The sequence below is a fragment of the Micromonospora sp. WMMD967 genome, from assembly GCF_029626165.1.
In the GTDB taxonomy this organism is placed as follows: Bacteria; Actinomycetota; Actinomycetes; order Mycobacteriales; family Micromonosporaceae; genus Micromonospora; species Micromonospora taraxaci.
This window is the reverse complement of record NZ_JARUBK010000001.1, coordinates 36209-62608: the sequence shown is the minus strand read 5'-3', so window position 1 is coordinate 62608 and position 26400 is coordinate 36209. Positions and strand designations below refer to the sequence as shown.

The 26400-nt window shown below is 72.4% G+C and carries 28 protein-coding genes; 16 read left to right on the top strand and 12 right to left on the bottom strand.

What is annotated here, in order from left to right; genetic code table 11:
• The first annotated feature begins 116 nt into the window (after positions 1–116).
• The gene (locus O7631_RS00325) at positions 117–365 is read left to right on the top strand and encodes a hypothetical protein (RefSeq protein WP_088950039.1); all 249 of its coding nucleotides are present in this window, start codon (positions 117–119) and stop codon (positions 363–365) included.
• A gap of 62 nt (positions 366–427) precedes the next feature.
• On the opposite strand, the gene O7631_RS00320 is transcribed toward O7631_RS00325, so the two are convergent.
• The gene (locus tag O7631_RS00320; RefSeq protein ID WP_278142516.1) at positions 428–1759 is read right to left on the bottom strand and encodes an extracellular solute-binding protein; all 1332 of its coding nucleotides are present in this window, start codon (positions 1757–1759) and stop codon (positions 428–430) included.
• A 139-nt stretch (positions 1760–1898) separates the two neighbouring features.
• Here O7631_RS00320 and O7631_RS00315 point away from each other — a divergent pair, with 139 nt between their 5' ends.
• Entirely contained in the window at positions 1899–2732 is an 834-nt protein-coding gene (locus tag O7631_RS00315; protein WP_269682478.1) for a phosphoribosylaminoimidazolesuccinocarboxamide synthase, read from the top strand.
• Between the two features lie 15 nt (positions 2733–2747).
• Here the strand turns inward: O7631_RS00315 and glpK are convergent, their stop codons facing one another.
• Entirely contained in the window at positions 2748–4232 is a 1485-nt protein-coding gene (glpK, locus tag O7631_RS00310) for a glycerol kinase GlpK (protein WP_278142515.1), read from the bottom strand.
• A 102-nt stretch (positions 4233–4334) separates the two neighbouring features.
• On the opposite strand from glpK, the gene O7631_RS00305 reads away from it, so the two are divergent.
• Complete coding sequence (locus tag O7631_RS00305; RefSeq protein WP_145779099.1) at positions 4335–5273, top strand: ribose-phosphate pyrophosphokinase; 939 nt, start codon at positions 4335–4337, stop codon at positions 5271–5273.
• 23 nt (positions 5274–5296) lie between these two features.
• Here O7631_RS00305 and O7631_RS00300 read toward each other — a convergent pair whose 3' ends face one another.
• Positions 5297–5752 carry an ATP-binding protein gene (locus tag O7631_RS00300; protein WP_278142513.1) on the bottom strand — a complete coding sequence of 152 codons (456 nt, stop codon included), beginning with the start codon at positions 5750–5752 and terminating at the stop codon, positions 5297–5299.
• A 120-nt stretch (positions 5753–5872) separates the two neighbouring features.
• Here O7631_RS00300 and O7631_RS00295 point away from each other — a divergent pair, with 120 nt between their 5' ends.
• Together O7631_RS00295 and O7631_RS00290 are read left to right on the top strand one after the other, a co-directional pair.
• Complete coding sequence (locus tag O7631_RS00295) at positions 5873–7012, top strand: DUF5931 domain-containing protein (RefSeq protein WP_278142512.1); 1140 nt, start codon at positions 5873–5875, stop codon at positions 7010–7012.
• A gap of 14 nt (positions 7013–7026) precedes the next feature.
• Positions 7027–7680 carry a response regulator transcription factor gene (locus O7631_RS00290; protein WP_278147803.1) on the top strand — a complete coding sequence of 218 codons (654 nt, stop codon included), beginning with the start codon at positions 7027–7029 and terminating at the stop codon, positions 7678–7680.
• Between the two features lie 21 nt (positions 7681–7701).
• Here O7631_RS00290 and O7631_RS00285 read toward each other — a convergent pair whose 3' ends face one another.
• The 3 genes from O7631_RS00285 to O7631_RS00275 all read right to left on the bottom strand — a co-directional run bounded on the left by O7631_RS00285 (position 7702) and on the right by O7631_RS00275 (position 10267).
• A complete protein-coding gene (locus O7631_RS00285) occupies positions 7702–8274 on the bottom strand; it encodes a DUF5709 domain-containing protein (protein WP_088987777.1) in 573 nt (190 codons plus the stop codon).
• An 89-nt stretch (positions 8275–8363) separates the two neighbouring features.
• Positions 8364–9269, bottom strand: a complete 906-nt coding sequence (locus O7631_RS00280; RefSeq protein WP_278142511.1) for an ATP-binding protein — start codon at positions 9267–9269, stop codon at positions 8364–8366.
• A complete protein-coding gene (locus tag O7631_RS00275) occupies positions 9269–10267 on the bottom strand; it encodes an SDR family oxidoreductase (RefSeq protein ID WP_269682483.1) in 999 nt (332 codons plus the stop codon). Before O7631_RS00275 ends, O7631_RS00280 begins: the two co-directional genes overlap by 1 nt.
• Before the next feature lie 224 nt (positions 10268–10491).
• On the opposite strand from O7631_RS00275, the gene O7631_RS00270 reads away from it, so the two are divergent.
• Positions 10492–11691, top strand: a complete 1200-nt coding sequence (locus O7631_RS00270; RefSeq protein ID WP_278142510.1) for a glycosyltransferase — start codon at positions 10492–10494, stop codon at positions 11689–11691.
• 239 nt (positions 11692–11930) lie between these two features.
• Here O7631_RS00270 and O7631_RS00265 read toward each other — a convergent pair whose 3' ends face one another.
• The 4 genes from O7631_RS00265 to aroA form a co-directional block, all read right to left on the bottom strand.
• Positions 11931–12785 (bottom strand): hypothetical protein, encoded by an 855-nt coding sequence (locus O7631_RS00265; RefSeq protein ID WP_278147802.1) that lies wholly within the window; start codon positions 12783–12785, stop codon positions 11931–11933.
• Positions 12786–12844: 59 nt separating this feature from the next.
• On the bottom strand, positions 12845–13663 hold the full coding sequence (gene hisN / locus O7631_RS00260) for a histidinol-phosphatase (protein WP_278142509.1): 819 nt from the start codon (positions 13661–13663) through the stop codon (positions 12845–12847).
• A 28-nt stretch (positions 13664–13691) separates the two neighbouring features.
• Positions 13692–14702: a ribosome small subunit-dependent GTPase A gene (gene rsgA / locus O7631_RS00255; RefSeq protein ID WP_278142508.1), complete on the bottom strand. Its 1011-nt coding sequence runs from the start codon at positions 14700–14702 to the stop codon at positions 13692–13694.
• Between the two features lie 121 nt (positions 14703–14823).
• A complete protein-coding gene (gene aroA, locus O7631_RS00250; RefSeq protein ID WP_278142507.1) occupies positions 14824–16125 on the bottom strand; it encodes a 3-phosphoshikimate 1-carboxyvinyltransferase in 1302 nt (433 codons plus the stop codon).
• Between the two features lie 102 nt (positions 16126–16227).
• Between aroA and O7631_RS00245 the strand changes: the two genes are divergently transcribed.
• The 8 genes from O7631_RS00245 (at position 16228) to O7631_RS00210 (ending at position 20753) form a co-directional block, all read left to right on the top strand.
• Positions 16228–16938 (top strand): SOS response-associated peptidase, encoded by a 711-nt coding sequence (locus O7631_RS00245; protein WP_278142506.1) that lies wholly within the window; start codon positions 16228–16230, stop codon positions 16936–16938.
• A gap of 196 nt (positions 16939–17134) precedes the next feature.
• Positions 17135–17527 carry a WhiB family transcriptional regulator gene (locus O7631_RS00240; protein WP_088987786.1) on the top strand — a complete coding sequence of 131 codons (393 nt, stop codon included), beginning with the start codon at positions 17135–17137 and terminating at the stop codon, positions 17525–17527.
• Between the two features lie 52 nt (positions 17528–17579).
• Positions 17580–18197, top strand: coding sequence for an alpha/beta family hydrolase (locus O7631_RS00235; RefSeq protein ID WP_278142505.1), 618 nt, complete (start codon positions 17580–17582; stop codon positions 18195–18197).
• Positions 18198–18491: 294 nt separating this feature from the next.
• Entirely contained in the window at positions 18492–19319 is an 828-nt protein-coding gene (locus O7631_RS00230) for a sigma-70 family RNA polymerase sigma factor (RefSeq protein WP_278142504.1), read from the top strand.
• Position 19320: 1 nt separating this feature from the next.
• Positions 19321–19608 (top strand): mycothiol system anti-sigma-R factor, encoded by a 288-nt coding sequence (rsrA, locus tag O7631_RS00225; protein ID WP_030336658.1) that lies wholly within the window; start codon positions 19321–19323, stop codon positions 19606–19608.
• 81 nt (positions 19609–19689) lie between these two features.
• Entirely contained in the window at positions 19690–19821 is a 132-nt protein-coding gene (locus tag O7631_RS00220; protein WP_278142503.1) for a hypothetical protein, read from the top strand.
• Positions 19822–20031: 210 nt separating this feature from the next.
• The gene (locus O7631_RS00215; protein ID WP_145779113.1) at positions 20032–20247 is read left to right on the top strand and encodes a biotin/lipoyl-binding carrier protein; all 216 of its coding nucleotides are present in this window, start codon (positions 20032–20034) and stop codon (positions 20245–20247) included.
• Positions 20244–20753, top strand: coding sequence for a GNAT family N-acetyltransferase (locus O7631_RS00210; protein ID WP_278142502.1), 510 nt, complete (start codon positions 20244–20246; stop codon positions 20751–20753). The genes O7631_RS00215 and O7631_RS00210 overlap by 4 nt, the downstream gene beginning before the upstream one ends.
• 178 nt (positions 20754–20931) lie before the next feature.
• On the opposite strand, the gene O7631_RS00205 is transcribed toward O7631_RS00210, so the two are convergent.
• Complete coding sequence (locus O7631_RS00205; protein ID WP_278142501.1) at positions 20932–21558, bottom strand: TetR/AcrR family transcriptional regulator; 627 nt, start codon at positions 21556–21558, stop codon at positions 20932–20934.
• Between the two features lie 112 nt (positions 21559–21670).
• Here O7631_RS00205 and O7631_RS00200 point away from each other — a divergent pair, with 112 nt between their 5' ends.
• Positions 21671–23257 (top strand): MDR family MFS transporter, encoded by a 1587-nt coding sequence (locus O7631_RS00200; RefSeq protein ID WP_278142500.1) that lies wholly within the window; start codon positions 21671–21673, stop codon positions 23255–23257.
• 72 nt (positions 23258–23329) lie between these two features.
• Here O7631_RS00200 and O7631_RS00195 read toward each other — a convergent pair whose 3' ends face one another.
• Positions 23330–25159, bottom strand: a complete 1830-nt coding sequence (locus O7631_RS00195) for a tetratricopeptide repeat protein (RefSeq protein WP_278142499.1) — start codon at positions 25157–25159, stop codon at positions 23330–23332.
• Between the two features lie 189 nt (positions 25160–25348).
• Here O7631_RS00195 and O7631_RS00190 point away from each other — a divergent pair, with 189 nt between their 5' ends.
• Positions 25349–26380 (top strand): SIS domain-containing protein, encoded by a 1032-nt coding sequence (locus O7631_RS00190; RefSeq protein WP_278147801.1) that lies wholly within the window; start codon positions 25349–25351, stop codon positions 26378–26380.
• Positions 26381–26400: the final 20 nt, after the last annotated feature.

Genomic DNA, 26400 nt, shown 5'->3' with positions numbered 1-26400 from the left:
CATGTAAAGATCATCATCGTTGCCGGGGCGTTGCGGAGACGTTGCCCGCGATCTCGGTCCCGTGATTCGGCGTGGACCGACGTGCCGAGGTTGCGCCCTTCGGCGAGGATGGGCACATGTCTTCATTTGGTAAGTGGTGGGGCCGGCTCAGCGCGGTCCTCGGTGGGGCCGTGCTGGCGGTCTTCGTGCCCGTCGCGGCCTGGGCGTCCACGGGCACCGGCGAGTTGGTGGTGGAGGCCGCCCGGCGGCGGGGCCGCAGCGGCTTCGGCATCCTCCCGCTGCTCTGCTGCCTGGTGGTGGTGGCGATCGTCGTGTTCCTGGTGCTGCGTCTCATGCGCAACCGCCGGGGCGGTCCGCCCCGCTGATCCACCCGCCTCGGGCGACGCCACGTTCCGGGCGGCCGGCCTCAGGGGCCGGCCGCCGGCGCTCACACCGCGAGCGCCGCGATGGCCCCGGACAGGAAACGCGCGGTGGCCTCCCGGGTGCCGTCCCGCTTGACGCGGATGCGCTCGGCGGCGGTGACCAGCAGGGTCCGCACCTTGGCGTGCCCCTGGGGCGGCGGCGCCGGCGCCGGCCCGAGCAGGTCGGCGATGCTGGCACCGAACGCGGCGGCGCGTCGCTGGGCCGGGTCCGTGATGCTGCCCTCGGCGTAGCTGCGGACGGCGAGGCTGGCGTTCAGCCCACGCTCGTGGCCCAGCACGGTGCCGGCCTCGCCGTTCGTGGTCAGGAAATTGATCACGTCGACGACGGCGTCCGGGTGGCGGGTGCCGCGGAACGCGGCCCAGTACATCGACGCCCGCGCCCACTGTGCGCCCGGCGCCCCCGGTAGGCCGGTCAGGTCCAGCTCGGCGTCGGTGAGTCGCTGAAGCTCCGGCAGTTGATGGGACCAGGCGAAGGACGCGGCGGTCAGCCCGGTGACCACCGGTTGCCGACCCGGCTCCGCGCTGTCCGCCTGCTCGACCAACGCCCCGCCCGGGGTGGCCCGTCCGGCGCGGGCCCGCTGCCACAGCTCGAACCACGCGATCAGTTCGTCCGCGCCGAAACCGATCTGGTTGCCCCGGTAGAACTCACCGCCCTGCGATCGCAGCCAGAGCCAGAGCGCCCGGTAGTCGCCCGACGCGTCCATCGTGCCGGCCACCTGGCCGTCGCTGGCGTCGGTGACCTGCTCCGCCCAGGAGAAGTACTCGGCCCAGGTCATCCCGCCGCGTGGCTCCGGCACCTTCAGATCCCGCAGCAGGTCCCGGTTGAAGACCACGCCCACGTGGGTCTGCCCGCTGGCCACCGCCATCGTGCGCCCCTCGACAGTGCCGTACCGGATCAGCCCTTCCGGCAGACCCCGCAGGTCGAGGTGGTTGTCGGCGACCCGGTCGCTGAGATCGAGGATGATCCGACGTTGGGCGTACTCGGTCAGCATCGCGTCGTCGATCTGGATCAGGTCGGGTACGTTCCCACCCGCCGCCTGGGTGGCCAGGCGGTCGTAGTAGCCCTCGGCGCCCTGCCAGGTGACTCGGAAGGTGACCCGGGGGTTGCGCTCCGAGTAGAGCCGCAGCACCTTCTCGGTGATCTCGGCCCGCTTGGCGGTGCCCCACCAGAAGACCGACAGCTCGACCGGCCCCGTCTCGGTCGAGGTGGTGGCGCCGTCGCTGCATCCGGCGAGCCCACCCGACGCGAGCAGGGGAGCGCCGAGCAGCGCGCCGAGCAGTCGGCGTCGGCCCGGGTCAGCGCCGAGGCGGTCGATCGGGGGTCGTACAACGGGCACGGGGGTCTCCTGGACCTGCGAGGGCAGCGGTCGGACCATTCACGCAGGCAGCGCACGAGGGTGTCAACGTCCGTCCGGTCAGCCCCTCGCGCTGGTGGTCGAATCGGGCTGACCGACGCCGCATGGTGTACTAGGGCGCGTGGAACTTCTGCACTCGGGCAAGGTCCGGGACGTCTACGCCGACGGCGACGACCTGATCCTGGTGGCCTCGGACCGCATCTCGATCTACGACGTGGCGCTGCCGACGCCGATCCCGGACAAGGGTCGCCTGCTCACCGCCCTTTCGCTCTGGTGGTTCGAGCAGCTCGCCGACCTGGTGCCGAACCACGTCATCTCGGCCACCGACGTGCCCGCCGAGTTCGCCGGGCGGGCGATCCGCTGCCAGCGGCTGGACATGGTCCCGGTCGAGTGCGTCGCCCGCGGCTACCTCACCGGCGGCGGGCTGCGGGAGTACGAGCAGACCGGCGCGGTCTCCGGCGTACGTCTGCCGCGTGGGCTCGCCGAGGCGTCGATCCTGCCCGAGCCGATCTTCACGCCGTCGAGCAAGGCGCCGGCGGGGGAGCACGACGAGCCGATCACGTACGACGACGTGGTGGCGAAGGTGGGCGAGGCCACCGCCGAGCGACTGCGGCAGATCACCCTCGACATCTACCGGCGCGGCGCCGAGCTGGCCGCCGACCGGGGCGTCCTGATCGCCGACACCAAGATCGAGCTGGGCTGGGCGCCGGACGGCACCCTGGTCCTCGCCGACGAGCTGCTCACCTCCGACTCGTCGCGGTTCTGGCCGGCCGAGTCGTACCAGCCGGGCCGGGTGCAGTTCTCCTACGACAAGCAGTACGTGCGGGACTGGGCCACCGGCAGTGGTTGGGACAAGCAGCCCCCGGCCCCGGACGTGCCGGACGAGGTGGTCGAGGCGACCCGGGCCCGCTACGTCGACGTCTACGAGAAGCTCACCGGCAACCGCTGGGAGTGACCCCCGGGCGGGGGATCACTCCACCCAGTCGAGGGTGCGCTGCACGGCCTTGCGCCACTGGCCGAGCTCCCGCTCACGCAGCTCCGGCGTCATCGTCGACTCCCACTGCGCGTCGGAGCGCCACTGTGTCCGCAGGGTGGCCAGGTCGGGCCAGAAGCCGACCGCCAGACCAGCCGCGTACGCGGCGCCCAGGCAGGTGGTCTCGGTGATCCGGGACCGGACCACCGGCACGTCGAGGACATCGGCGAGGAACTGCATGAGCAGCCCGTTGGCGGTCATGCCACCGTCCACCCGCAGCCGGCGCAGTGCCACGTCGGAGTCGGCGTCCATCGCGTCGACCACCTCGCGGGTCTGCCAGGCCGACGCCTCCAGCGCGGCCCGCGCCAGGTGCCCCTTGGTGATGTATCCGGTCAGGCCGGCGATCACGCCACGGGCGTCGCTGCGCCAGTGCGGGGCGAACAGCCCGGAGAACGCCGGCACCACGTAGCAGCCGCCGTTGTCGTCGACGGTGCGCGCCAACTCCTCCACCTCGGCCGCGGTGGAGATCAACCCGAGGTTGTCCCGCAGCCACTGCACCAGCGAGCCGGTGACGGCGATCGCGCCCTCCAGGGCGTACGCCGGGGGTTGGTCCTTGATCCGGTAGGCGACAGTGGTGAGCAGGCCGTGCGTCGACGGGACCGGGGTGGCGCCGGTGTTGAGCAGCAGGAAGCTGCCGGTGCCGTAGGTGCACTTCGCCTCGCCCGGCTGGAAGCAGGTCTGCCCGAACAGGGCGGCCTGCTGGTCGCCGAGCGCGCTGGCCACCGGCACCCCGGCGAGTACGCCGGTGGCGTGGCCGTACACCTCGGCGGAGCAGCGGATCTCGGGCAGCATCGCCGCCGGAACGCCCATCGCGTCCAGGAGGTCCGGGGCCCAGTCGAGGGTGGTGAGGTCCATCAGCATCGTCCGGCTGGCGTTCGTCACGTCGGTGACGTGCTCTCCGGTCAGCTTCCAGATCAGCCAGCTGTCCATGGTGCCGAAGAGGGCCTCGCCGCGCTCGGCGCGCTCGCGCAGACCGTCGACCTCGTCCAGCAGCCACCGCAGTTTCGGACCGGCGAAGTAGGTAGCCAGGGGCAGGCCGGTGCGGGCCCGGAACCGCTCCTCGCCGTACGCCGAGGCCAGCTCGCGCAGCAGCGGCCCGGTGCGGGTGTCCTGCCAGACGATGGCGTTGGCCACCGGGCGGCCGGTGGACCGGTCCCAGACGACGGTGGTCTCCCGCTGGTTGGTGATGCCGATGGCCGCGAGGCCGGCCGCGTCGGTGCCGGCGGCCCGCAGCGCCTCGGAGACGACCTGCTGGACGTTGTCCCAGATCTCCTCGGCGTCGTGCTCCACCCAGCCGGGCCGGGGAAAGATCTGCCGGTGTTCGCGCTGCGCGACGGCGACGATCTCCCCGGCGTGGTCGAAGACGATGCACCGCGAGGAGGTGGTGCCCTGGTCGATGGCGGCGACGTACTGGGGGGTCACCGCAGCACCGTACCCGGACCGACGGTGTGGTGCGAGCTGCGTCACGTCCGGTTGCGGCCCGCCGCCGTCCGCCGCGCTCCTCGTCCCCTACGATGTGCGAACGTGCGCGACATCGCCGTTTTCAGTGGAACTGCCCATCCCGACCTGGCTGCCGAGATCTGCGCCCACCTGGGGGTGCCGTTGCATCCGGTGCGGGTCTCCCGGTTCGCGAACGACTGCCTGGAAGTGCAGCTGCAGGCCAACTGCCGCGAGCGGGACGTCTTCCTGATCCAGCCGCTGGTGCCGCCGGTCCAGGAAAACCTGGTCGAGTTGCTGCTGATGATCGACGCGGCGCGGGGCGCGTCCGCCGGCCGGATCACAGTGGTGCTGCCGCACTACGCGTACGCCCGCTCGGACAAGAAGGACGCGCCGCGGATCTCGATCGGCGCCCGGCTGGTCGCCGACCTGCTCACGTCGGCAGGGGCGGACCGGGTGCTCGCGATGACGCTGCACTCGCCGCAGGTGCACGGCTTCTTCAGTGTCCCGGTGGATCACCTGCACGCGCTGCGTGAGCTGGCCACCCACTTCCAGCGCTACGACCTGAGCAACACCGTGGTGGTCTCACCCGACCTGGGCAACGCCAAGGAGGCTGCGGCCTTCGCGAGGCTGCTCGGCACGCCGGTCGCGGCCGGGGCGAAGCAGCGGTTCAGCGACGACCTCGTCAAGATCAGTGCGGTGATCGGCGAGGTGACCGACCGGGACGTGATCGTGCTGGACGACGAGATCGCCAAGGGCAGCACCGTGGTCGAGCTGATGGAGCACCTGCGTGGCCTGAAGGTCCGGTCGATCCGGCTCGCCTGCACGCACGGCCTCTTCTCCGACGACGCCCTGCGGCGGCTCAGCCAGCAGGACGGCGTCCTGGAGATCGTCTGCACCAACACGGTGCCCATCCCGGCCGCCAAGCGGGTGCCGGAGTTGCAGGTCCTGTCGGTGGCGCCCGCCCTGGCCGAGGCCATGCGTCGGATCCACAACGGCGAGTCCGTCTCCGCGCTCTTCGGCTGAGCCACGCGGCACCGTCGCGGGGGTCAGTATGTGGTGCGGTCGGGGCTGACGAGACCGGTGCTGACGCGGACGGTGGTGCCGGCGGTGCTGGTGACCACCTCCATGACGTCGGTCAGCTCGCGGGCCAGCCAGAGGCCCCATCCGCCGGCGGTGTCCGGGGCCGGCCGGCTGCGGTCGCCCAGCCGCTGCGGGCTGATCCCGTGCCCGTGGTCGGACACCTCGCAGATCAGCGCGTCGGCCTCGTGCCAGAGCCGCAACCATCCGCGTCCGCCACCGTGCCGGACCGCATTGGTGATCAACTCGTTGATCGCGAGCACGAAGTCGTCCAGCCGTTGGCCGGTGAGGCCGGAGGCATGCGCGCAGGAGGTGACCGAGTGTCGAATCTCGGTCACCTGGGCCTGGTTGAAGGCGTCGGCGATCAGGAGGGCAGGTTCGATGGGCACAACCGTACGCGGTGCGTGTGGATCTGCGTTGGTCATGGGCCCGTCCCGGCGGCGGATCTCGGAGTACTTCGCGGCTTTTCCACCGTACGTCAGGGTTTCCCGAACCGCACTCGCTGCTCGCCATGCGGCCGGCCGGGGTGTGGCATCCTGACCGCCATGCCGTCGCCGCCAGGTGAATTCGAGGTGCCGCTGTGGCGTGCGCTCACGGTGTTCCGGGTGGCGTCCCTGGCGTACGTCTGCGTGCTCGCGGTGCGCGACGTCGACCGGTACGACCACCCGTACGCCGTCGGCGCCCTGGTCCTGGTGATGGCGGGCTGGACGGCGGCGACCGCGATCGCGTACGCCCGGCCGGCCTGGCGGCGCTGGCCACTGCTGCTGGCCGACCTCGCAGTGGTGCTGGCCGTCGTGCTGGCCACCCCGTGGGTGGTCGGTCGGGCGGCGCTCGCCGGCGGCGTACCCACCATGGGGGTTGCCTGGATGGCCGGCCCGGTGCTGGCCTGGGCGGTCTCCGGCGGGCGGCGGCGGGGCACGATCGCCGCGCTGCTGGTGGCCGGCGCGGACCTGGCCACCCGGGAGCGGATCGGCCAGTCCTCGTTCACCGGGGTGATTCTGATGCTGCTCGCCGGAGTGGTGGTGGGGCACGTGGCCCGGCTCGCGGTGGGCGCCGAGGAGCGGCTGCAACGCGCTGTGGAGTTGGAGGCTGCCACCCGGGAGCGGGAGAGGCTGGCCCGGGGCATCCACGACTCGGTGCTCCAGGTGCTGGCGCTGGTGCAGCGTCGGGGCGCCGACCTGCCCGGCGAGGCCGGCGAGCTGGCCCGGCTGGCGGGTGAACAGGAGGCCGCGCTGCGGGCGTTGATCGCCGGCACCGATCCGGCCGCCGCCGCGCTCCCGGACAGCGCCGAGGCGGCGGCGGTGGACCTGCGGACCCTGCTCGGTCGGTACGCCTCGACGGCGGTGGCACTCTCCGCGCCGGCCACCCCGGTGCCGCTGCCCCGGCGGGTGGCCGGTGAGCTGGCCGCGGCGACCGGCGCGGCCCTGGACAACGTGGGGCGGCACGCGGGTGGGAGAGCCTGGGTGTTGATCGAGGACGAGGGGGCGACGGTGACGGTGTCGATCCGCGACGAGGGGCCGGGCATCCCGGCCGGCCGACTGGCCGAGGCTGCCGCGCAGGGCCGCCTCGGCGTGACCCAGTCGATCCAGGGTCGGGTGGCCGACGTGGGAGGGACGGTACGGATCATGTCCGTTCCCGATGCTGGCACCGAGATCGAGTTGACGGTGCCGAGGGCGCAGCGGTGACCCCGACGAGGGTGATGGTGGTCGACGACCATCCGATGTGGCGCGAAGGCGTCGCCCGTGACCTCACCGAGGCGGGCTTCCTGGTGGTGGCGACAAGCGGCGAGGGGCGACAGGCCGTCCGGGTGGCCGCCGCCGCCCGGCCCGACGTGGTCGTCCTCGACCTCCAACTGCCGGACATCTCCGGCGTCGAGGTGATCATGGGTCTGCGCGCGGCAGTGCCCGAGGTGCGGGTGTTGATGCTCAGCGCCAGCGGCGAACAGCAGAGCGTGCTGGACGCCGTCAAGGCGGGGGCCACCGGCTACCTGGTGAAGTCAACAGCGCCCGCCGAGTTCCTCGAAGCGGTCCGCCGCACCGCGGCCGGCGATACTGTCTTCACCCCCGGCCTGGCCGGGCTCGTCCTCGGCGAGTACCGCCGGCTGGCCGCCGGCCCGGGCCAGGCGGCCGACCCGAGCGACGGCGCGGAGCCCGCCACGCCCCGGCTCACCGACCGGGAGACGGAGGTGCTGCGGTTGGTGGCGAAGGGGTTGTCGTACAAGCAGATCGCGCAGCGGCTCGGGTTGTCGCACCGCACCGTGCAGAACCACGTGCAGAACACCCTGGGCAAGCTGCAACTGCACAACCGGGTCGAGTTGACCCGCTACGCCATCGAACGCGGCCTGGACGACTGACTGCGGGCTCGACGGACGGCGTCAGACCGAGCGCGGCGGCTCCGTCTCGTGGATGGCCAACTCCTCGGCGGTCGCCCCGCCACCGGCCGAGCCCGCGTCGTACGCCACCGAGTCGGTCTCCTGGTCGGTGTGCGACCCCTCGTCCGGCTCCACCAGCCGGCCCACCGTGGCGTCGGCGACAGTGCCGAGCTGACCGTGGTCGTAGAGGGAGACCGGTGAGTTCGGGTCCGAGGTCGGCCCGGGATCCATCACGTCAGCGTCCAACTGGGCCTCCGCCGCGGCCTCCAGGTTGTCCGCCTCGAAGGCGATCTTCGGGTCGATCGTCCCGGCCAACGGGTCGTCCGCCGGACGCTCGTAGACCTCTCGCCCGAGCTTGTAGTCCAGCGACTCCCCGTCGAGCTGCTCCTCGGCGGTCGTCCCGAACCGGTCCACCGCCACCGGTGTCCGGTCGCCGGGCAACTGGGCCGGGTCCGGGCCGTCCGCCTCGCGCCCGGTGAGCACATCGTCGTTGGCGGTCGAGTCGTCATCTGCGGTGTCGGGCAGGCCTTGCGCCTCGGTGTCGGACACGGGGGTCGGGTACTCGTTGTCGCGCATGTCTGATCACTACCCGCTGCCCTCCCGCCGTAACCGGAGCCCGGCAGGCCGTGCGGTCGCGAAACCGGCATCCGGTACGGAACCTCCCGTCAGTCGCGGTGGGCGACCTCGTCGTCCGGGTGCAGAACGCACCAGACGACCTTGCCGTCCCCTGCGGGGCTGCTGCCCCAGCGGCGGGCGACAGTGTCGATCAGCAGCAGGCCCCGGCCACCGACCCGGTCCGGTGGGGACAGGCCCGCGAACGTCGGCAGGTGCGACGAGTGGTCGCGGACGGCCAGGTGCAGGCTGCTGTCCTGGGGGGCGAGTCGTACCGTCATCGGGGTCCGGGCGTGCGCCACCACGTTGTTGACCATTTCGGTGATCGCGATGCACGCCGGGTCGATCAACATCGGCACGCCCCAGCGTCGGCAACCGGCGGCGACCAGCTCACGGGCCTCCCGAGCAGCTCCCACAGCGGGGGCCAGGTCGGCGGTGAGCACCGCCGCCAGTGGCGTCGCCGCGACAGCTGCCAGGGCGCCGTCCACCGTCGGCCAGGCCGGCACCCCGGCCACCGTCGCGGACCCGGCCACCGTCGCGGACCCGGCCACCGTCGCGGACCCGGCCACCGGTGTGGACCCGGCCACCGGTGTGGGCGCGGCCGGTTCCTCGGCCGGTGCGACCGGCAGTGCCGCCTCCGTGCGGCCGACCCCAGGATCACACAGCAGGAGATCCGCTGCCGGCCAGTCGGCGACCTCCCGGCGAACCTCGGCGAAGACGCCCCGCCCGGTCGGATCGACCACCCGCAGCCCGGTCACGTCGGCCACCACCGGACCGGGCCGGTCGGCGAGCCGGGAGAGCAGCGCCAGACGTACCGCCTCGGCCCCGGCGGCGTCGAGCACACCTGTCAACCGGACCACCGCCGACGACTCGTCGGCCTCCACCCGGCAGTTCGCCGTGATCGCCTCACGAGGCGCGCCGGTCATCGCGCGCGCGTCCGGACGCTCGGTCGCGGTCATCAACGCACCGACCGCGATCGGCGGTTGATCGCCGCCATCGTGCCGACCGCCGTCCCGGCCGCGGCGAGGCCGAACGCCGCGGTCATCCGCACCAACTGACGCCGTCGGCCCTGCCAGCCGCCGTCCCGGCGGGCGCCGGCGTCAGCGTGGAACACGTTGCCGGTGCTGTCCACCCGAGCCCCCGGACCGAACTGGGTGCGGTGGGCGTACCAGCCGAGGGTGCGCTCCACCAGCGCCGGTGCCACTCGCCACTGGAGGCCGAGCAGCCGGGCCGCGCCACCGGCGTACGCCTCCCGGCGCGGTCGACGGAGCAGCCGGACGATGGTCTCGGCGACCACCTCCGGCGGGTAGATCGGAGGAGGCGGCACCAGTTCGCGGCCGGTGTGGTTGGCCGCGTGCCGGAAGAACGGGGTGTCGATGGTGGCCGGCAGCACGGTGCAGACCGAGATCTGACCGCGACCGGTGACCCGCAGCTCCTGCCGGACCGTGTCGGCCAACCCGCGGATGCCGTGCTTGGTGGCGTTGTACGCCGACTGGTACGGCATCGCCACCTCGGCCAGCACCGAGGCGTTGTTGACCAGCACGCCTCCGCCGGCCGCCTCCAGGTAGGGCAGCGCGGCCTTGATGCCGTGCACCGTCCCAAGCAGGTTGACCTCCAGCACCCGGCGGAACTCGGCGACCGGGATCTCGTCGAACAGTCCGACAGCGCTCACCGCCGCGTTGTTCACCCAGGCGTCGATCCGGCCGAACTCGGCCGCCGCCCGATCGGCCAACCGCCGCACCGACTCCAGATCGGTCACGTCGGTCGGTACGACAAGCGCCCGGCCGCCCAACTCCCAGCACTGGTGCGCGACCTGTCGCAGGGCCGGCTCACTGCGCGCGGCCAGTACGACGGCGGCGCCCCGGCGGGCCAAAGCGTACGCGGTCGCCGTGCCGATCCCGCTGGACGCGCCGGTGATCACCACGGTCGAATCGTCGAGGGTGCGGGTCAGCGGCATTCCTGGGCGGTACCCCCGCCCGGGCCTGGTCATACCACCGAGCAGTTGTCGATCATCGTCGAATTGTCACCCAGGTGGCACCTGTGCTTGCTGTGGCGCAAGTGTCGGCGGCACTCGTCGCGACTCTTCCTGATCTGCCAGGTTTCGGCTCCGGCTACGGGGGTTAATGGGACGCTCTGACCGGGAGGACCACCGCCGAGGAAAAGATCGCAGGGAGGTGACCCATGCGCGTCGGCCTCGTCTGCGCGCACGCCAGTTCGTACCGCCACGCCGACGGCCCACCGGTCGGCACCCGCCAGCACATAGCGCGGGTCGCCGCCGAGTTGGCCGAACGGGGCCACGACGTCCGGCTCTACGACCGCACTGACGATCCGGGACTGCCGGCGACGATCGACGTCGACGGCTACCAGGTACACCGGGTGCCGGCGGGCCCGCCCACCCCCCTCTCCACGGCCGAGCTGATCCCCCACGTGACGGAGTTCGGCCGCTGGTTGACCGACGAGTGGTCCGGCGCCTGGCGACCCGAGGTGGTGCACGGGCACTACTGGGTCGGTGGCCTGGCCGCCGCGCACGCCGTCCGGGAGACCGACATCCCGGTGGTGCAGACGTTCCACTCGCTCGGCGTCGAGCAGCTACGACACCTGGGCGGCCACTACGACGGGCCGGGGGAGCGGATCACCCTGGAACGGGCCCTGACCCGGGCCGTCGACATCGCCGTCGCCCAGTCGAACGACGAGGTCGACGAGTTGACCCGGATGGGTCTGCAACGCAGCTCCGTCGCGTTGGTGCCGGCCGGTGTCGACATCGAGCAGTTCCACCCCGACGGCGAGGCGGCGCCCCGCGAACAACGGGCCCGCATCCTCTCGGTGGGCTCACTCTCGGCCGGGCACGGCCAGGAGGACCTGATCCGGGCGATGCGGCTGGTCGGCGACGCCGAACTGGTGATCGCCGGTGGGCCGCCGACCGGCCATCTCGCCAACCACGCCGAGGCGCGACGGTTGCGTGAGCTCGCCGAGCAGGTGGGCGTCGCCGACCAGGTGCGGCTCGTCGGTGCGGTCCCGCACGACCAGATGGCCACCTGGTACAGGTCGGCGGACGTGGTCGCCTGCACGCCGCACTACTCGTCGGCCGGGCGGGTCTCGTTGGAGGCGATGGCCTGCGGCGTGCCGGTGATCGGCTACGCCATGGGCGGCCTGGCGGACGCCGTCGTCGACGAGGTCACCGGTCGGCTGGTGCCCCCCGGCGATGTGCGGGCCCTCGGTGTCTCGCTGCGTCGGCTGCTCGCCGACAACGCCGGCCGGTTCGCGTACGGGCACGCCGCGGTGGACCGGGTCCGCAGCAGCTACACGTGGGAGCGGACCGCCGGTGCGTTGGAGCGGCTCTACGAGCGGGTGGTGAGCCGCCGCAAGCCGGTCGAGGCCTAGCCCTGCCCTGGGCCGGGCACCGACGCCGCGCTGCCCGCGCGTTCGTCGTCGTTCGTCGTCAAGATCTGCGCAACATCGGGGATGTTGCTGTTTCCCGCGTGTCGGAGGCAGCAACATCCCCGATGTTGTGAGGATCTTGGGCGCGGGGCGCGGGGCGCGGGGCGCGGGGCGCGGGGCGCGGGGCGCGGGGCGCGGGGCGCGGGGCGCGGGGCGCGGGCGGGTCAGCCGGAGCGGGCGGGTCAGCCGGAGCGGGTGGCGACGGCCATGGCCCGGTCCCGCCCGCGTGCCACCGAGCGGTGCTGCTGCGGCTCCGCGTACCGGGTCAGTCCGATCACCGCGGTCAGGGTGACCAGGAAGCCGGCCGCCGCCAGCCACTCCCGGCCCGGCCAGATCTTGTCGTTGAGCAGCAGCAGGCCGACGATCGCGGCCGGCACCGCGCCGGCGGCGTCCATCGCGGCGACCGCCGCGGTGGTCGAGCCGCGCTGCATGGCCAGGCCGAGCAGCAGTTGACCGACGATCGAGTGGACGATCAGCAGGTAGAACAGCGGGTCGGTGAGGAACGCCTCGGCCGACGGCGCGGACGCCAGCGGCCGGGCGGCGACGGCGGCCGAGCTGAACGCCAAACCGGCCAGCGAGCCGAGGGCCACCGACCCCGGTGCCCCGTGCAGTCGGACGGCGAAGACACCGAGCACCCCGATGACGCCGAGAGCCACCAGCAGGGCGATCGAGCCGGCCGTGCCGAGCTGCCGCGACGGCGCCGGACGGGCGGACAGCACCAACGCGGTGATCCCGGCGAAGAGCAGCGCGAGCAGCACCACCTCCGCGGCCGGCAGTCGCCACTTCAGCACCAGCACGCCGAGGATCGCGGTCACCCCGAGCCCGGCCGCCACGCTGGCCTGCACCAGGAACAGCGGGAGATCCCGCCGGGCCAGGAAGGCGAACACGAAGCCGGCGATCTGGCAGCCCAGGCCGACCAGGTAGGTCCGGTGCCCGGCGAGGCGCAGCAGCAGGCCCGGATCGAACGTGTGGTGGACGGTGGTGCGGGCTGCGGCCACCGACTGGAGGAGGTTGGCGAAGCCGTACGCGACGATCATCGTCGCGAGGAAGCACCAACCGGAGGAGACCACCTGGCGAGGATAGAGGTTGCCGGGTGTCAGCGCTCGGCTGGCCGATCGAGCCGGGCGAGGATGTCGGCGTGCAGCACACCGTTGGTGGCCACCACACTGCTGTCGGTGCCGGGGTCGCCGGCCGGGGTCGGTCGACCATCCAGATCCGTCACCGTGCCACCCGCCTCGGTGATGATCGGCACCAATGCCGCCACGTCCCACAGCGACAACTCCGGCTCGACCATCACGTCCAGTGCTCCCTCGGCCAGCAGCATGTAGCCGTAGAAGTCGCCGTACGCCCGGCTGCGCCAACCGTCGCGCATCAAATCGAGCATCGCGTCGAGCAGCCCGGCGCGTTCCCACCCGGTCAGGGAGGAGTAGCAGACGCTGGCGTCGGCCACCGCACGTACCGCCGACACCCCGATCCGCTCGCCGTCGGCCGCGCCCGATCCGGCGTACGCGCCCGCGCCGGCGCTCGCCCACCAGCGCCGACCCAGCGCCGGCGCGGACACCACGCCGACCGCCGGTCGGTCGCCGTCGTAGAGCGCGATCAGGGTGGCCCAGACCGGCACACCGCGAACGAAGTTCTTGGTGCCGTCGATCGGGTCGATGATCCATCGGCGGCCGGCCGGGTCGGTGGACGGCCCGGCGCCGTACTCCTCACCCAGCAACCCGTCCGTCGGCCGGTGCTCGGTCAGCAGGGCCCGGATCTCCCGCTCCACAGCGGTGTCCGCGTCGGAGACCGGTGTCAGGTCGGGCTTCGCCTCCACGCGCAGGTCGAGTGCCCGGAACCGGGCCGTGGAGATGGCGTCGGCCCGGTCGGCGAGCTGGTGGGCGAGGGCGAGGTCGTCGGCGTACCCGGTCATCCCGGCAACCTAGCCGACGCCCGTCGGCTCACTCGTCGGGCCCGCGCCGGTCACCCTCGCCCGGCCCGCGCTGGTCGCTCTCACCGCGCGCGTCGCCCTCGCCGGCGCGGGAGGCCAGCAGTCGACGGTACGACGCCAGCCGGCGCGGGTCGGCCTTGCCGGAGGCCACCCAGGCGTCGAGTGCGCAGTCGGTCTCGTCCGCCGTGTGCTGGCAGTTGGGCGGGCAGTCGACGGTGCCCTCGACCAGGTCGGGGAAGCCGTGCAGCAGGCTGTCGGCGGACACGTGGGCCAACCCGAAGCTGCGGATGCCGGGGGTGTCGATGATCCAACCCGGGTCGGTGTCCACCCCGGGCACCGGTGGCAGTCGCAGCGCCACCGCGCTGGTGGAGGTGTGCCGACCTCGGCCGATCGCACTCACCACGCCGACCGCGCGGGCGGCGTCCGGGACGAGGCGGTTGACCAGCGTCGACTTGCCCACGCCGGAGTGCCCGACCAGCACCGACACCTTGCCGCTCAGCAGCGCACGGAGCGCGTCGAGGTCGGAGTCCGGGCGGTTCAGCACGTACGGCAGCTCCAGCTCGGTGTAGTAGCCGAGCACCTCCTCCGGACCGGCCAGGTCCGCCTTGGTGAGGCAGAGCAGCGGCTCGACGTCCGCGTCGTACGCGGCCACCAGGCAACGGTCGATGAATCCGGTACGCGGCGGTGGGTCGGCCAACGCGCTGACGATCACCAACTGGTCGGCGTTGGCCACCACCACCCGTTCCAACCGGCCCTCGGCGGTGGTCTCGTCGTCGTCGGCGGTGCGGCGCAGCACCGAGCGGCGGTCGGCGATCCGGACGATGCGCGCCAGGGCGCCCTCCGCACCGGACGTGTCCCCGACCAGGCTGACCCGGTCGCCCACCACCACCGACTTGCGGCCCAGCTCACGGGCGCGCATCGCGGTCACCGTGGGCAGCTCGGCCCCGACCACGCCGCGTTCGGCGCCGGACAGCACGCAGGTGTAGCGCCCCCGGTCGACGGCGATGACGAAGCCGTCCACGGCGTCGGAATGCCGAGGTCGGGTGCGCGTACGTGGACGCGACGACTTTCCGGGCCGAACCCGTACGTCGTCCTCGTCGTACTCCCGCCGTTTGGTCGCCAGGACCTGTCCTCTTCTCGCGTCAGCTCTTTCCGGTCACCATCGCTGACCATAGTGCCGGGAACTCGGGCATCGTCTTGGAGGTACACCCCACGTCGTCCAGCTCGATGCCGGGAACGGCGAGCCCGGTGACCGCGGCGGCGTGCGCCATGCGGTGGTCCTGGTAGGTGCGGAAGGTCCCACCGCGCAGGGGGCGGGGCCGCACCTCCAACCCGTCCGGGGTCTCGGTGATGTCCGCCCCGAGCCCGCTGAACTCTCGCGCCAGCGCGGCGAGCCGGTCGGTCTCGTGGCCGCGGATGTGCCCGACGCCGGTGAAGACCGACGGTGAGTCGGCCAGCATGGCCAGCGCCGTCAGCACCAGGGTCAGCTCGCCGACGTCGGACAGGTCGGCGGTCAGGCCGTGCACCACGCCGGTGCCCCGCACGGTCAGCCCGTCGGTGGAGAGGGTGACCTCGCCGCCCATCCGTTGCAGCAGCGAGCGGAGCTGCTCGACCGGTTGTGCGCTGCTGTGCGGCCAGCCCTGGAGGGTCACCTCACCGCCGGTGACCAGGGCGGCGGCGAAGAACGGCACCGCGCCGGAGAGGTCCGGCTCGATCTCCCAGGCGCGCCCGGTGAGCGGACCGGGCTCGACGGCCCAGACGTCGGGGGTGCTGTCGTCGACCGCCGCGCCGGCGGCCCGCAGCATCTGCACGGTCATTCGCAGGTGCGGCGCGGACGGCACCGGCGGGCCCTCGTGGCGCACCACGACACCCCTGTCGAAGCGCGGGGCGGCCAACAGCAGCCCGGAGACCAGCTGGCTGGAGGCGGACGCGTCGATCACCACCTCGCCGCCGGTGATCCGGCCGGTGCCGAGCACGGTCAGCGGCAGACTGCCGGTGCCGGTGACGTCGATCCGGACGCCGAGCGAGCGCAGCGCGGCGATCAGCGGGCCGAGGGGACGGGTGCGGACGTAGGGGTCACCGTCGAAGGTGACCTGCCCGTCGGCCAGGCCCGCGACCGGCGGCACGAACCGCATCACGGTGCCGGCCAGCCCCACGTCGACGTGGGCGGGGCCGACCAGCGGGTGCGGCCGGACCAGCCAGCGCTCGTCGTCGCTGATCGACACGTGCGCGCCCATGCCGCGCAGGCCGGCGGCCATCAACTCGGTGTCGCGGGCGCGTAGTGGCCGGGCCAGCGTCGACGGGCCGGCGGCCAGCGCGCTGAGCACCAGGGCGCGCGCGGTCATCGACTTGGAACCGGGTAGGCGCAGCGTCGCCGTCACCGGGTCGGACGCGGTCGGTGCGGTCCACGGCTGCGACGGCCGGGTCGCGGTTAGATTCCCCACGGTTACATTCTGCCGTGCCGGCTGCTGGGCGACGGGGGCCGGCGGTCGTACTCCCGGTTGGCGGGACAGCCGACAGGGCCTCCGACGCGTTAGCGTGTGCCCATGTGCGGCAGGTACGCGACGACCCGGAGCTCCGGCGAGCTCAGCGCGCTGTTCGAGTCGTCCGACGACACCGACGGCGTGCTCCGACCGGATTACAACGTCGCGCCGACCGACCGGGTGCCGCTGGTGCGGGTCAGCCCGGAGGGGCATCGCAGTCTCTGCGTGGGCCGCTGGGGCCTGCTGCCGCACTGGTCCCGGTCCGCCGCCGGGGCCGCTCGCATGATCAACGCGCGGGCGGAGACGGTGGCCACCAGCCGGGCGTACGCCGGGTCGTTCGCCCGCCGCCGCTGCCTCGTCCCGGCCGACGGCTGGTACGAGTGGGTCCGTCGCCCGGACGGCGGACGGCAGCCGTACTACATGACGCCCACCGACGGGTCGGTGCTCGCCCTGGCCGGCATCTGGTCGCTCTGGGAGTCCGGTGGCGATTCCCGGCTCACCTTCAGTGTGCTGACCACCGCGGCGCTCGGCGACCTGGCCGAGGTGCACGACCGGATGCCGGTGCTGCTGCCATCCGGTTCCTGGTCGTCGTGGCTGACGCCGACCGACGACCCGGATCGGTTGCTCGTCCCGGCGTCGGCCGAGCAGTTGGCGGGTTTGGAGATTCGACCGGTGGGGCCGACGGTGGGCGACGTCCGTAACGACGGCCCGCACCTGATCGACCGGGTGATGGTCGCGCCGGCGGTGGCGCCGCAGGAGTTGACGCTGTTCTGAGGTGACAGCACATCGTCGGGCACCGATTTGACAGCATTACGCGCGATTCGTCTCCCGACTGTTCAGTCATGTTCCCGGCAGACCCTTGTCCCGGTGTTGCGAAGTGCGATAGAACACAGCGCCGGTAGTGGCTGTCGATTCGCACGGGGCGGACGACGTCCACCGATCTTGCCGGTCCCACGGGGGAGGTGGGTGGATGACACGGGCGCGTATGCCCCGGCCGCACGAGGTGGCAGCGGCGCGGCGAGATCCGCGACTGCTGCGGGCATTGCGGGAACGACGACAAGACGACGCGTGGCGCACCAGAGGCACCTGTCAGAGCGTCGATCCGGAGACATTCTTTCCGGCACCGAACGAGCCGGCGGATGCTGCCGTCGCGCTGTGCCGCAGTTGTGATGTGCAGGGCTCCTGCCTGGCCTGGGCCCTGGACGTCGGTGACTGCCATGGCGTCTGGGGGGCGACCACGCCCCGCGAGCGGCGGGCGATGCTGGTGGCCTGGCGGGGCGAGGTCGAACCTGACCCGGATGCCGTCGACGACGCCGGTCCGCCGGTGCGGGACCGGCTACTCACTCTGGTGCCGCTCAGCTGACCCGCGGCCCGGTCCACCACCGGACGTCCAGCACGCGGCGCAGAATGGGCCGGTGCCAACCAGCGACCAGATAGACACCCCGCGCGGTCCGGCGGGGATCATCACCGACCTGCCGACCCGCCCGGCGACCGCGCTGCTCGTGCTCGGTCACGGGGCGGGCGGCAGCGTCGACGCACCCGACCTGCTCGCGGTCCGGGACGCGTCGGTCGCGGCCGGTCTGGTGGTCGTCCGGGTGACCCAGCCCTACCGGGTCGCCGGTCGACGTGCGCCCGCACCTGCGGGTCATCTCGACGAGGCCTGGACGGCGGTGCTCGCCGTGCTGCGCGGCCGGCACGCCGACGCACCGACGGTGCTGGTCGGAGGCCGTTCCAGCGGTGCCCGGGTGGCCTGTCGGACGGCGCGTGCGGTGGGCGCGGCCGGCGTGGTCGCGTTGGCCTTTCCGCTGCACCCGCCCGGACGGCCGGAGCGTTCCCGCGCCACCGAACTGGCCACCGGCCTGCCGACGCTGGTCGTCAACGGCGACCGGGACCCGTTCGGTACGCCGGAGCCGGCGCCGGGCGTGCGGGTGGTGAGCCGTCCGGGGGAGACGCACGACCTGCGGCGCGATCCGGTGGGCACGGCGACAGTCGTGCGGGACTGGCTGCGAGCCCAGGGCTGGGCGGCCGACTGATCGGCTCAGCCCGGCGACGGGCGTGCCGGGCTGTGCGGTTGTGCCCGGCGACGGGCGTGCCGGGCTGCGCGGCTGTGCCCGGCGACCGTTTCCGGTGCCGGGCAAGGGTCGTTGCATCGGATGGTGCCACCGGGTCGGTTCGAGCCGGAGGCGCCAGTCCTCCCAGGCCCTTCCTGGTCCCAGCGCCGGCCGCCGTCGGGGCCGGGACCAGGAACGGGGAGGCCCGGACGGAATGCCCCAGTGGTCATCTCGCGTTACAAACCCCGGACGACTTTTCTGCGAGGGGGGTGACCGGTGCCGACCGAGACACGGAGCCTGAAACGGGATGAGCGGGACGCCCGGCAGCTGAAGCGGCTGCTGGATGCTCCGGAGTGGCCTGCGACGGCGGGACCGGGCGGGGTTGGTGTGGTGAGCACGGGCACACCAGCCGGAAGTGAATCTGCGGGCAGGTCCGTACGCGTATCCTCGGCGGGAAAGCATCCGACGCGAGGGGATGTGCGGTTGACCACCGAGAAGACGGACGAGCGCAGGGCCCGATTCGAGCGGGACGCGATGCCATTCGTCGATCAGCTCTACGCTGCTGGGCTGCGGATGACACGCAACCCGGCGGATGCCGAGGACCTGGTCCAGGAGACGTACCTGAAGGCGTACGCGGCCTTCCACCAGTTCGAGCAGGGCACGAACCTGAAGGCCTGGCTCTACCGGATCCTGACCAACACCTACATCAACTCCTACCGCAAGCGGCAGCGTCAACCGATCCAGGCGCCGACCGAGGAGATCACCGACTGGCAGCTCGCCGAGGCCGAGTCGCACACCTCCAGCGGGTTGCGCTCGGCGGAGACCGAGGCACTGGACCGGCTTCCGGACAGCGACGTGAAGGAGGCCCTCCAGCAGTTGCCGGAGGAGTTCCGCCTGGCCGTCTACCTGACCGATGTCGAGGGCTTCTCGTACAAGGAGGTCGCGGACATCATGGGCACGCCGATCGGCACCGTGATGTCGCGTCTGCACCGGGGCCGTCGTAATCTGCGCAAGCTGCTTGAGCGCTACGCCGGGGAGCGGGGCTTCAGTGCCGCCCGCTCGTCCAAGGGCTCCAGCACCGCCGCTGCCGGCCAGGAGGTGTGACGTGAGCTGTGGGGAGCCGCACGAGACAGACTGCCGCGAGGTGCTCGCGGAGGTCTACCTCTACCTGGATCTGGAGTGCGCCGACGAGCGGCGTTCGCTGATCCGGCACCACCTCGACGAGTGCGGGCCCTGCCTGCGCGAGTACGGGCTGGAGCAGGAGGTGCGGGCGCTGGTGGCGCGTTGCTGCGGCAACGAGACCGCGCCGGACGAGCTGCGCGAGCGGCTTCGGGTCAAGCTCACCGAGTTGGTGGTCTTCGAGACCAGTGATTCCCGCGAGCTGGCCGACTGAGCGTCAGCACATCTGACTGACCAACACCGGTGGCCCGGGTCGACGTGGACCCGGGCCACCGGTGTGCCCGGCGTCCGCCGGGTGGGGCTGATCGGTGACGGGCCGCCGGCCCGTCGACTCGGTCAGGAGTTGGGACGCTTGCCGTGGTTCGCGGCGCTCTTCTTACGGGCCTTCTTCTTCCGGGACTTCTTCGCCATGCTGACCTCCTCGTGATGGGTCGGATCCGTCCTGCGCACGACCTCGGCGCGGGTGCACCCACCGGCCGTCCGGCGTCGGGTCCGACCCGCTGATGGTAGTGCTGTCGACACCCGCCACCTTCCCCAGGGCGGATGTGCGATCCGGCTGTGCCGCTGTGCGCTCGCCGCCGTCCGGCGCATGATTGGATACGACGGCAGACACATCGCGAAGAGGGAGGGCCCGGACATGGCCGAGGAGATCCGCGCCGAGATGGTGGCGAACGTCTGGAAGGTCGTCGCCACGGCTGGTGACACGGTGGCCGAGGGCGACACCCTGGTGATCCTCGAGTCGATGAAGATGGAGATCCCGGTCATCGCCGAGTCCGAGGGTGTGATCCAGCAGCTCGCCGTGCACGAGGGCGACGTCGTGCAGGACGGCGACCTGATCGCGGTGATTGCTTGACCGGGCTGCGGGTCCGTCCTGCCGAGCAGGCCGACTTCCCGGCGGTGGCCCGGCTGACGGTGGCCGCGTACGAGGCGGACGGTCAGCTCAAGGGCGAGCACGGGTACGGCGCGGTGCTGGCCGACGTGTCGACCCGGGCTGCCAGTGGCGAGGTGCTGGTGGCCGTGGACGAGGCGACCGACGCGGTGCTCGGCTCGGTGACCTTCGTGCTGCCGGGCACCCGCTTCGCGGAGCTGTCCGGGCCGGGTGAGGCGGAGTTCCGGATGCTCGCTGTCGACCCGGGCGCCCAGGGGCGGGGCGTGGGTGCCGCGCTGGCGCAGGCGTGCGTCGCGCGCGCGACCGAGTTGGGCTGCGTGGCGGTGGTGATCTGTGTGCGGGCCGGGATGGCTCTCTCGGCCCACCGGCTCTATTCGCGGCTCGGGTTCGCCCGTGCGCCGGAGAAGGACTGGTCGCCGGCGCCGGGGGTGGATCTGCTCGGTCTGCGGCTGGATCTCACGCGCGGCTGACCGCCCCGCGTCCGCCCGCGCCCACCCGCGCCGCGCCCACCCGCGCCGCGGCCGTCGCAAGATCCGCGCAACATCAGGGTTGTTGGTGTCTCCCGAGCGTCGGAGGCAGCATCAACCCTGATGTTGTGCGGATCTGGTCAGCTGGCGGGGCCGGTCGCGCCCCGGTGTGGTGTCGCGGCTACTCAGCCGGCGCGGGCGGGGCGGGCGGCACGGGCGGGGGCGGGGGCGGGGGCGGGGCGTGATCGGTGCCGATGGCGGCCAGCAACTCGTCGGCGACCTCCAGGGCGAGCTTGCGGCGTTCGTCGTCGCTGATGTGCGGGGCGCGGAGCGCGAACCAGCTGCCGTGCACCGCGAACAGGGACAGGGTGGCGCGCAGTTGGGCGGCGGGGGAGTCGTCGCCACGGCACAGCGCGTCGGCGAGCGTCATCATCCGGCCGCGCATCTGCTGGCCGGCGGCGAGACTCTTCAACACGGTCTGGTTCTGCTCGAAGAACCGCATCACCGACGGCATCTCACCGCTGAACATCGTGTCGGCGTAGCGGGAGACGAGCTCGCGCCGGGTGTCCAGGGTCGCGGGCTGCGACTCGGCCCAGGCGGTCAGCGTGTCGATCTGCACCAGCCGGTCCTCGACGAAGCTGGCGACGATGTCGTCCTTGCTCTTGAAGTGGTAGTAGAGCGCGGCCTTGGTGACGTTGAGGCGCTCGGCGATCTCCCGAAGCGAGGTCTTCTCGTACCCCTGCTCGGTGAAGAGCTCGAGCGCGACGGCCTTGATCCGCTCCCGCGTGCCGCCTGTGCTCTCCCTCACCCACGCCCCCCAATTTGCTTGACCGCTAGTTGGTGCCCAACTTACCGTGCGGCTAGTAAGGTGACTAGCCGGGCGGCAAGTAAGTATGGCAATCCTCGGGGGGAGCTTACCCATGACACAGGCAACCCAGGCCGGCGCACGACCCGTCAACATCAGGGTCGTGCTGTTCGGGCTGATGATCGCGATGATGCTCGCGATGCTCGACAATATGATCGTCAGCACCGCGTTACCGCGGATCGTCGGTGAGTTCGGCGGGCTCAACCACTTCACCTGGGTGGTCACCGCGTACGTCCTGGGCACCACCGTCTCCACCCCCATCTGGGGCAAGCTCGGTGACCTCTACGGCCGCAAGTCGGTCTTCCTGACCTCGGTCGTCATCTTCCTCGTCGGCTCCGCCCTCTGCGGTATGGCCGGTTCCGGGATGTTCGGCGGTCCGCAGGACGGCATGGTGCAGCTGATCGCCTTCCGCGCCGTGCAGGGTCTCGGTGCCGGCGGCCTCATGGTCGGCGTGATGGCGATCATCGGTGACCTGGTCCCGCCCCGCGAGCGTGGGCGCTACCAGGGCATGATCGCCGGCATCATGGCGATCGCCATGGTCGCCGGCCCACTGGTCGGCGGCTTCATCACCGACCACCTCTCCTGGCGCTGGGCGTTCTACGTGAACCTGCCGCTCGGCGGCGTCGCGTTGCTCGTGCTGATCACCACCATGCACCTGCCGAAGTACCGCACCGAGCACCGGATCGACTGGCTCGGCGCGGGTCTGCTCTCGGTCGGCATCACCGCGATCGTGCTCATCACCACCTGGGGTGGCAACGAGTACGACTGGACGTCCCCGCAGATCTTCGGCCTGGCCGTCCTGGCCGTGCTCGCGTTGGTGGCGTTCGGCCTGGTGGAGCGCCGGGTCCAGGAACCGATCCTGCCGTTGGGGCTCTTCGCCAACCGCAACTTCGCGTTGATCTCGGTGATCGGGTTCCTGCTCGGCTTCGCGATGTTCGGCGCGATGAACTTCCTGCCGCTCTACCAGCAGACCGTGCAGGGCGCGTCGGCGACCAACAGTGGTCTGCTGCTGCTGCCCCTGATGTTCGGCATGCTCGTCGTCTCGCTGGTCATCGGTCGGGCGATCACCAAGAACGGCAAGTACCGGGCGTACCCGATCATCGGTGGCGTGGTGATGGCCGCCGGCATGGCGCTGCTGTCCATGCTCGACACCGACACGAGCAAGCTGACGTCCTCGCTCTACATGGTCGTGCTCGGCGTCGGCATGGGTTTCCTCATGCAGACGTCGATGCTGATCGCGCAGAACAGCGTGGAGCAGAAGGACCTCGGCGCGGCCAGCGGCGCGGCGACCTTCTTCCGGTCGATCGGCGGCTCGTTCGGCATCTCGCTGTTCGGTGCGATCTTCGCCAACCGGCTGGCCAACTCCGAGGGCGGCCGCGCCTTCGGTGGCGGCGAGGCCGGGGCCGGCATGGACCTGGCGAAGCTCAAGGAACTGCCCGCCCAGGCGCGCGAGTTGGTGCTCGGCGGTCTCTCCGACGCGATCTCGCACGTGTTCCTGTGGGCGGTGCTGTTCACCATCGTGATCCCGGTGCTCGCCTGGTTCATCAAGGAGATCCCGCTGCGGACCGCCAACGAGGCGCCGCCGCAGGCCACCCCGGAGGAGGAGGCCGAGGTCGCTCTCGGCAAGGCTCCCGTCGCCTGATCCGACATCCGCGTCGCACGCCGCGTCGTCCCGTCCGGGGCGGCGCGGCGTGTGTCGTCCGCCGAAGCACCGTTACCGGCGACGCAGGCGTTGCCAGAGGCGGCGTAGCGGATTGCGGGGGCGGGGGACCCGGGCGGAACGCGTGCCGAGCAGGTCGGTGGCGAGCGCCGCGGTGGCCGGATCCAACTCCGGAGCGGCGAGCGCCAGATGGGCCAGCGAACCGGCGATCGGGACCGGCCGGGTCCGCGCCACGGCGGCGGCGTCGGCGAGCCGCTCCGCCACCACCCGCGCCACGTCCGCGCGCACCGAGGGATCCACCCAGGCTGCGGTGACCAGGGCGAACAGCGCCGCCTCGGTGACCCAGTCCTCGACCCCCCAGATCAGGTCGAGCAGCACCCGGCGGCGGGTCGAGCCCTCCCACGGCTCGTCGGTGCTGTGGTGCAGCAGACCCAGGCAGGCCCACACCTGCACACCCCGGACCCAGACCGACGGGTCGTGGGCGGCGAGCAGTCGACCCACCGCGTTGGCCGGCGGCGCGGGTGGGTGCACCAGCAGACCGAGCAGATCGGCCACGTCGAGACCGGCCAGGCTCACGGCCGCGTCGTACGCGGCGGGCGGGTGTGGCCACGCCGGGTGCGCGATCTGCCCGATCCGGTCGACAGCCGTCGCCGAGGGCGTCGGCAGGGCCGGCGTGGGTACGTCGTCCGCGTACCGCCACAGCTGTTGGGCGGACGCCCGTCGCGGCTCGCGCGGGTCCGGTTCCAGCGCGCTTCCGACGACGTCGATCCGCAGCCCGGGAGCTGTCGACGTCGCCGTCCGGACGGCGCTCGGCGGGGCCGGGGCAGTCAGGTGTACGACGCCGCCGAGGCCGTTGTCGTCGTCGGCCACCGCCCGGCGCACCGCGTCGGCCAGCGGGCCGTCGGCCGGTGTCAGCTGACCGAGCCAGGGTCGGGCCCGGCAGCACTGGGCCAGGTCGCCGTGCTCGTGGGTGTCGTCGGGATGGTCCCGGACGAAGTCGGCGAGCGCGACCAGGTGGGCCAGGTCGCCGTCGCGCAGGTGCCGCAGGCGGTGTGCGGTGTGCACCGCGCAGTCGAACGACGGGTCGCGTGCCAGCGCCCGCTCGGTCCACTCCAGCGCCTCGTCGAGCCGGCCGATGTCGGCCAGGGTGCCGGCGATGTCCGCGTAGATCGCCAGGTCGTCGGGGTCCAGCTCGACAGCCCGACCGAGAGCCGCGAGGCCGTCGCGGGTCCGGCCCGCGCTGCGGTACGCGTACCCGAGCCAGACCTCGCCCATCTTCGACTGCTGTGCGCGTACCCCTCGGGTGGCCCAGCGGACCGCCAGAGCGGCTTCGCCGACGCGCCGGGCCAGCGCGGACGCCGCTCCCAGCAGCAGGCTGTGCTCGGGGTGCACGGTGACCGCGTTGCGGGCCAGCGTCAGGTACGGCGTGAGGGCGGCCCGGCCGAGCCGTGGCACCGGGTCAGGCAGGGCGGCGCACACCTGCATGAGGACGCGGGCGATGTGTTCCGGGTCCAGTCGTTCGGCCAGCTCGGGTGCGGTGACCCAGGGCACCTCGGCCCACGGGGCGCCGGGCGCGTACGCGGTCGCCGCGGCCAGCAGTTCCAGCCCTTCGGCGGGGCGCCCGGCGGTGGCGAGCAGGTGGGCGCGGGCGACGACGGCTCCCACGAACGTGTGGTGGTTGATCGGGAACAGGTCGAGGCCACCGTCGCTCACGGCGGCGAGTCGGGCCAGTGTCTCGTGCACCTCGGGCAGGGTGGGGGCCCGCGCCATCGCACCGGCGAGGTGACCGGCGGCGTGGTGCAGGTCGCCCTCGTCCAGTGCCAGCCGGGCCAGCGCCAGCTCCTCCGTGGCGGAGAGCGCGGCATCGTCCGTTCCCTCGGGCACGTCGTCCTCTCGTCGCAGACTCGACCGTGTGCAGCGGGCCAAGCGTAGTTGATATTGGGATCATTCGGTGATCATCTGCGCACTCCTGCTCGTTCAATTGCTCGAATATGGGGAAAGGTGCAAGACTGAGCAGGAAACGCGCGGGAACCGCGCAGGGGAGGAGTGTCCGTGACACGCGCAGGGGCTGGCATGGCCGCCGACATCGACGAGCAGCCGGCCGGCTACGCGCGGCTGCTCTCCGCCGCCAACGCCGCCGAGATCGCCCGGGTCGCGGCGGTCATCGCCGAACGCCGCCCGCGGCACGTGGTCTTCACCGCCCGGGGCACCTCCGACCACGCTGCCCTCTACGGGGCGTACCTGACCGAGATCCGGCTCGGCCTGCCCGCCGGGCTCGCCTCGCCCAGCGCGGTCACCCTGTTCGGGGCCCGACCCGACCTGTCCGACGCCTTGGTCGTCGGGGTCAGCCAGAGCGGCGGTTCCCCCGACCTGGCCGAGGTGCTGCGAGCCGCCCGCGCCTCCGGGGCGCTGACCCTCGCGGTGACCAACGCCCCCGACTCGCCGCTGGTCGACGTGGCCGAGCTGAGCGTCGACATCGCCGCCGGGCACGAGCGGGCGGTGGCCGCCACCAAGACGTACACCGCCGAGCTGCTCGCCCTGCTGATGCTCGTGGAGGGGATCCGGGCCGGCGACGGTGTGCTCCCGGCGGCCGAACGGGAGGCCCTCGACGCGCTGCCCGAACTGGCCGCGCGCACCCTCGCCGACGACACTCCGGCCCGACTCGCGCCGCGCTACCGGTTCGCCCGGCAACTGGTCACCACCGGGCGGGGGTACGCGTACCCGACCGCCCGGGAGGCCGCGCTGAAGCTGATGGAGACGTCGTACCTGCCGGCGCTCGCCTTCTCCGGCGCCGACCTGCTGCACGGTCCGCTCGCGATGACCGACCCGGAGGTCCCGGTGCTCGCCGTGGTCGGCTCCGGCCCGGGTGGACGGTCGATGGGTGAGGTGCTGCCCCGCCTCGGCGAACGCCGCGCCGACGTGGTGGTGGTCGGCTCCGCCGAGGTGCCGGGGGCCACCCGGCTGGCAGTTCCCGAGGTCGACGAGCGGTACGCCCCACTGCTGGACATCCTGCCGTTGCAGCGGTTGGCGCTGGCCCTGGCCCTCACCCGGGGTGAGGACCCGGACGCGCCACGCGGGTTGAAGAAGGTCACCGCGACGATGTGAGGCGCGGCGTGGCACCCTGG